This is a genomic window from Rhodothermales bacterium, assembly GCA_013002345.1.
In the GTDB taxonomy this organism is placed as follows: Bacteria; Bacteroidota; Rhodothermia; order Rhodothermales; family JABDKH01; genus JABDKH01.
This window is the reverse complement of sequence record JABDKH010000025.1, coordinates 1-5,225: the sequence shown is the minus strand read 5'-3', so window position 1 is coordinate 5,225 and position 5,225 is coordinate 1. Positions and strand designations below refer to the sequence as shown.

At 57.6% G+C, this 5,225-nt stretch carries 6 protein-coding genes and 1 pseudogene; 2 read left to right on the top strand and 5 right to left on the bottom strand.

Annotation, left to right across the window (positions count from 1 at the left end; genetic code table 11):
• From HKN37_01200 to HKN37_01185, 4 genes are all read right to left on the bottom strand, one after another.
• Positions 1-976: DUF4861 family protein (locus tag HKN37_01200; protein ID NNE45255.1), on the bottom strand; the 976-nt coding region annotated here is incomplete at its 3' end.
• 8 nt (positions 977-984) lie between these two features.
• Entirely contained in the window at positions 985-1,191 is a 207-nt protein-coding gene (locus HKN37_01195) for a hypothetical protein (GenBank protein NNE45254.1), read from the bottom strand.
• Complete coding sequence (locus HKN37_01190; protein ID NNE45253.1) at positions 1,175-1,381, bottom strand: hypothetical protein; 207 nt, start codon at positions 1,379-1,381, stop codon at positions 1,175-1,177. Before HKN37_01190 ends, HKN37_01195 begins: the two co-directional genes overlap by 17 nt.
• Positions 1,382-1,401: 20 nt before the next feature.
• Positions 1,402-2,775 (bottom strand): DUF1080 domain-containing protein, encoded by a 1,374-nt coding sequence (locus HKN37_01185; protein ID NNE45252.1) that lies wholly within the window; start codon positions 2,773-2,775, stop codon positions 1,402-1,404.
• 344 nt (positions 2,776-3,119) lie between these two features.
• On the opposite strand from HKN37_01185, the pseudogene HKN37_01180 reads away from it, so the two are divergent.
• Both HKN37_01180 and HKN37_01175 read left to right on the top strand, forming a co-directional pair.
• Positions 3,120-3,347, top strand: a pseudogene (locus tag HKN37_01180) (glycosyl hydrolase).
• An 8-nt stretch (positions 3,348-3,355) separates the two neighbouring features.
• Positions 3,356-4,921, top strand: a complete 1,566-nt coding sequence (locus tag HKN37_01175; GenBank protein NNE45251.1) for a sulfatase — start codon at positions 3,356-3,358, stop codon at positions 4,919-4,921.
• Here the strand turns inward: HKN37_01175 and HKN37_01170 are convergent.
• Positions 4,918-5,225 (bottom strand): N-acetylgalactosamine 6-sulfate sulfatase (locus HKN37_01170; protein ID NNE45250.1); only part of this gene is annotated, 308 nt, incomplete at its 5' end. The two genes, HKN37_01175 and HKN37_01170, sit on opposite strands and share 4 nt — an antisense overlap.

The window sequence follows — 5,225 nt, the reverse complement described above, 5'->3', positions numbered from 1 at the left end:
CGTCGACCTCGGGCGAAAACGTCGTGAACTCGACCTTTGACGCCGTGTAACTCTGCTTCGCGAAAACGGTGTACGTCTGCTCGTACTCGTAGAAACCGTTCCCGGAATTCCAGTTCATGCCCTTGATGCGGATCATCGACCGAACCGGCCCGTTCACAACGACGTCATAGGCGTAGCGCGTGTCGCTGATTTGCCCTGCATTCCAGCTGGACCTGAACGGCAACTCGCTTTGTGTCGGCGTGAACCGGGGCATCGACACCGCGCCGGGCTTTTCCGGATCCTCGAACAGGCAGATCGCCCCGCCGCCGAACGATCCGGCTACTCTCTGAATGTCCGAACCCAGGTCGCGGTCGATGGCCGATACGCCGTACCCGTCCAGGTTCTCCATGTACAGTCGATGCGACATGAGCATCGGTCTGCGCTTGGCGTAAACGTCGACGGCATTCGCGAACCAGATCTTCCAGCCCACGTTTTCGCTTTCCCAGAATGGCATCAGGTGACGCGCGTAGCTGCCGATATTGGCATGCGTGTAATGCTCGTTCCAGCCGCGGATGTTCTGGCCCAGGTAGATGTAGATCGTCTTCTCGGAGTTCGCTTCGATGTCCGTCTGGAAGAACAGCTCGTCCCAGATACCGTCCTTGTCGAGGTCATCCATCTGGTGGAAGGCGGCGTGCCCGTTGCTCTCCGCACGTAGCTGGTGGCCGCCCTGCACGACCAGTAGTTCTTCCGACGGGCCTTCGTACGGCGGCAGATTCGGGTCAACCACGGTGACCCACATCTCGTGGACGTCCGGAACCGGAAAATCCGCGCGGCGAATGACAACGGATGCGTTTTGCCGATCGAAATCAAGGCTGTTGGAGAGCGTAAACTCGAGTCTCTGTACCGGTCGGAAATTGCCCTGTTCGTACCAGGGACTATCGCCTGCCAGCACGCAATGGCTGGCAAGCGCCGCAGATACAAGAGTCAGATATCGCACGACATCTCTCAATAGTCGTCCTCATCCTCGAAGAAACTGCGGTCGATACAATAGTAGCGGCCATCCACCTCAACGGGCACGGACCAATCGGGGCACTTGACGTCTGACCCCGCCCTGAACATGACCGGCCGGTGCTGGCTCGTGTAGCAGCCCGCGACAATGCAGAATACCAATACCGTCAGATACAGGCGCAAAAATTTACCGCTTGTGCTCATCAATGATATCGCCGATGTCCTCCATGTCCTGGCGAGACGCACAATCGTACGTGCCCGTATTCTCGTCATCGATCCTCGTGTATCCGGGCGGACATCCTGTGTCAGTAACAACGCCTGTTGAGGTGGTGCTACACCCGCCGAACAACAGGAAACTGACAAGGAGGACCTTTATCGGTGCCTGGAATTTCATTGCTGCCTCACCTTACGTCGCTACCACTCCCGCACCTTGATGTTGCGGAAGCTCACGTCGTCGCCGTGGTCCTGTAACAGGATACGCCCTTCGGGCCACTGGCAGAAACCGTCCCACTTCTGGTACTTGCTGTAAGCGACCAATCCCCGGAACATCTGGCTGAAGCGGTCGAACTCGACAACTTTCTCATTATTGAGCCAGTGCTCGACGTGTCCGTCGTGGGAAATAATACGGCCCTGGTTCCACTGCCCGATCCCCTTGAACTGCTTGGCACGGCCTTCGGTCTGGAGATTCTCGGCCGTGATCATGTCGTACAGAGAAGCTAACGTACGATTGCCGCTCACGCCCTCTTTCGCATCCGGGTGTTTTGCGTCGTCAAGGAGCTGAAACTCACAACCGATCGCGGATCCTGGTCCGAGATTCAGGTCAGCATCGACGAAGTATTTGATACCACTGTTCGCTCCTTCGGTGAGCAGGAATTCGAACTGCAACTCGAAATTGCTGAAGGTATCGAGCGTGACAATGTCGCCAAAGGCTGCCGATTCGCGACCATCGGTACCTTGGACGGAAAGAACGCCATCCTTCATGTTCCAACCCTCGGGCGGGAAGTGGTCGAGTTTCGCGCCACGCCAGCCGGCCGTCGTCTTGCCATCCCACAGCAACCGCCAACCCTGCCGGACTTCATAATCCGTCAACTTGTTGTTCAGGTAGCTGATCTGCACGACCTCCGGGTCGCGGAGCTTGCGATTGGCCTCGAGATCGTCGGTCATGATCCGCAGATTGCGCCAGTGAACGGTCCGTCCCGCATGCTCAGGATCCCTGATGCTGTGCACCTGCAACCCGATGAAGCCCGTTGCCGTCATGTCGTCGACCAGATCGGCCGTTTGGATCCCATTCACCCAAACGCGGAGCGTGTCGCCGATAGCTTCGACGCGGAACTGGTTCCAGTCCCCGTTCTTGAAAGCATCCCGGCCTTTCTCGTTACGTGTCAGCGGATACAGCCACTTGCGGCGTTTCTCGTCATAGAGGCCGCCACTGAAACGACGATCCGTCGGGTCAACTTCGACCTGGTAACCCTGCACGATGCCTTTGTCGCTGAGATTGCTGCGGATTTGTACGCCCGAATTCGACGGTGCGCCCAGGCGCATTTCGTATTCGAGGATGAAATCGGAGTATTGCTTCTTCGTTACGAGGAAGCTGTTTGGCGTCTTCGCAACGGTAAAGCCGACGATCCCGCCATCTTTGACCTCGTACCGTGCGTCGCCACCAACCTGTTCCCAGTTCTTTAAGTCAGCGCCGTTGAATAACGGCTTCCACTCAGCAGCCTGTGCCGATACGGCCAACAACCCGATCACGAGGCTGGTCAACAGTTGAAATTGAGTTTTGTTTTTCATATCTGTTCGTCCTGTCGGTTTTGTTCTGTGGCCTCCGGTATTACGGATGATGAAAAGTCAAGAGAAGTTGCTCGCAGAGGCCTTTGATCATATAGTAATGCTACCGGTAGCAACTGTGCAACCTGCAACGGTATCTATCAGATGAGTCGAATCGTACTGTTCGGTACGGGAATCTGTATCGCCCTACTGCTGCCGCTGCAGGCGCTGGCACAATCCATGCCGAATCTCGTCGAAATTCGTACTGACGGTCAGGGCCAAGCTGACGTCAGTTTAAACCCCAGGCATCCCGAGGAAGTAACGACGCCTCATTTGGGCTCACTGTCGGAAGACGGCGTTGCCTTTTCGTGGCGGCGCGGCTCTTCGAAGAACCCTACCTGTCGTCAGATTCGGAGCATCACGGCTTGCTGCTGCACTCCGTCTACCACCGTCCGAATGGCTGGGACTACGTTCCGGATGGTCAGTCGATCCCGTGCAACGAGTCGACGATGTGGGGCGACTACCACGCGATGGAACTGGCTTTACTGATCAAGCGCATGGCCAACAACGAGTACCTGCAATTCGCAACCTGGTGAGAGTAGCAATGAAAGACCGATCGATATTTCTTTTCCTGGCAACAGCCCTCGTTGCCGGACTGACAAGCTGTACAACTGAAACCGGCGAAACTACCGGCACCGTTGTGGAACGGCGGCCGAACATCCTGTTGGCAATTTCGGACGACCAGGGCCACATCCATGCGGGACCCTACGGGTTCGCACCGGTCAGGACTCCGACACTCGATCGCCTGGCGGAACAAGGCGTTCTATTCAATAACGCGTTTGTTGCAAGCCCGATGTGTACCGTTGCGCGCGCCTCGATGTTCACGGGACGAAATCCATGGGAAAACGGTGAGGCTGGTCAACATGGCAGCCACTTCCCCGCGACGTTGGTGAGTTACGTCGATCTGCTGGAGGAAGCCGGTTATGCCGTCGGCTATACCGGCAAGTCGTGGAGCCCGGGCAACTGGGAGATCACGGGACGAAGCCGTAACCCTGGTGGTCCCGAGTTCAACGACATCAAGCTGGATCCAAAGCCATATACAGGACTCTTCGATTCCGACTACACGCGCAACTTCCAGGCCTTCCTGGAACAGAAGTCGCCCGACCAGCCGTTTGCATTTGTCTACGGTGCCAAGGAACCCCATGGCCCCTACGAGAAAGGATCCGGGCTGCGCGCCGGGTACACGACAGACGGCCTGACCCTGACCGAGAATTTCGAAGACAAGTCGGAGGAAGTGAAGCGCGACCTGCTGGACTACTTCCTGGAGATCGAATGGTTCGATACGCACCTGGGACAGATGATCGACATCCTCCATGAGCGTGGCGAATTCGAAAACACGCTCGTTCTCGTCACCGGCGACAACGGCTCACCGGTTCCCGGTGGCAAGGGTGATCTTTACGACCTTGGCGTTCACGTGCCGCTGGTCGCTACCTGGCCGGCGAAGATCAAGCCGGATCGTGTAGTCGACGACCTGGTCAGCCAGATCGACTTCGCGCCCACGTTCCTCGAGATGGCGGGCGTCGAAGTGCCGGCGGCCGTGACCGGCAGAAGCTTCCTCGACCTGTTACTTGCCGATGATAACGGACGGCTCGATCCGTCCAGGGAATACGTACTGGCCGGCCAGGAGAAAGGCGGACACCAGCGGAATGATCACCTCGGGTATCCGATGCGCTCAATCCGCACGCATGACTACCTCTACATTCGGAACTTCCGGCCGGAACGGTGGCCCCGGGGTAACGCGCCGAAACCCGGACAGGAAACGCAGTTGGATCGATGGCGAGTAAGGCGTCCCGCCGAGGAGCTTTACAAAGTCAGTGAAGACCTGTTCTGCCTCAACAACCTTGCCGAGGATGCAACCCATGCCGATGCACTCGCGGAACTTCGAGACGCGCTGGAACAGAACCTGCGAGCACAGAACGATCCCCGCGTGCTGGGCTACGGCGACATTTACGAGAGCTTCCCGCGGTACATGTCGTTCAAACCCGAGTTGCAGGGATTCAAGGAACGCGGCGAGTACAACCCGGACTATCTCATGGAGATTCCGCCGGAGATTTTCGTCAGTGAGTTGTATTACCAGGCGCTGGCCAGAAAAAATGAACAGCCGCGCTAATCGGGCAGTCCGTGGTCCTTCCCCTGGGGATCACGCCACGGGATGCGGCCGCTTTCGATAATGTGCTCTTGTAGCAGGTCTTCCAGCTGCCTTGCGATTCGATTGCCCTGCATGTCGATCGGCGCCTCTTCGTAGGGGTCCTCGGCGAGGTTGAACAACAGCGGCATATCGAACGGGTGGTTGACAACGAGCTTGTAATCACCCTGCCTGACCGCGTAGTGCGGAATGCCCATCATGTCCCTGCCCTCGCGCCGCACCCAGACGAGTGTGCGGTCATTCGCGGGCGCCTCGCCGCCGAGCAGCG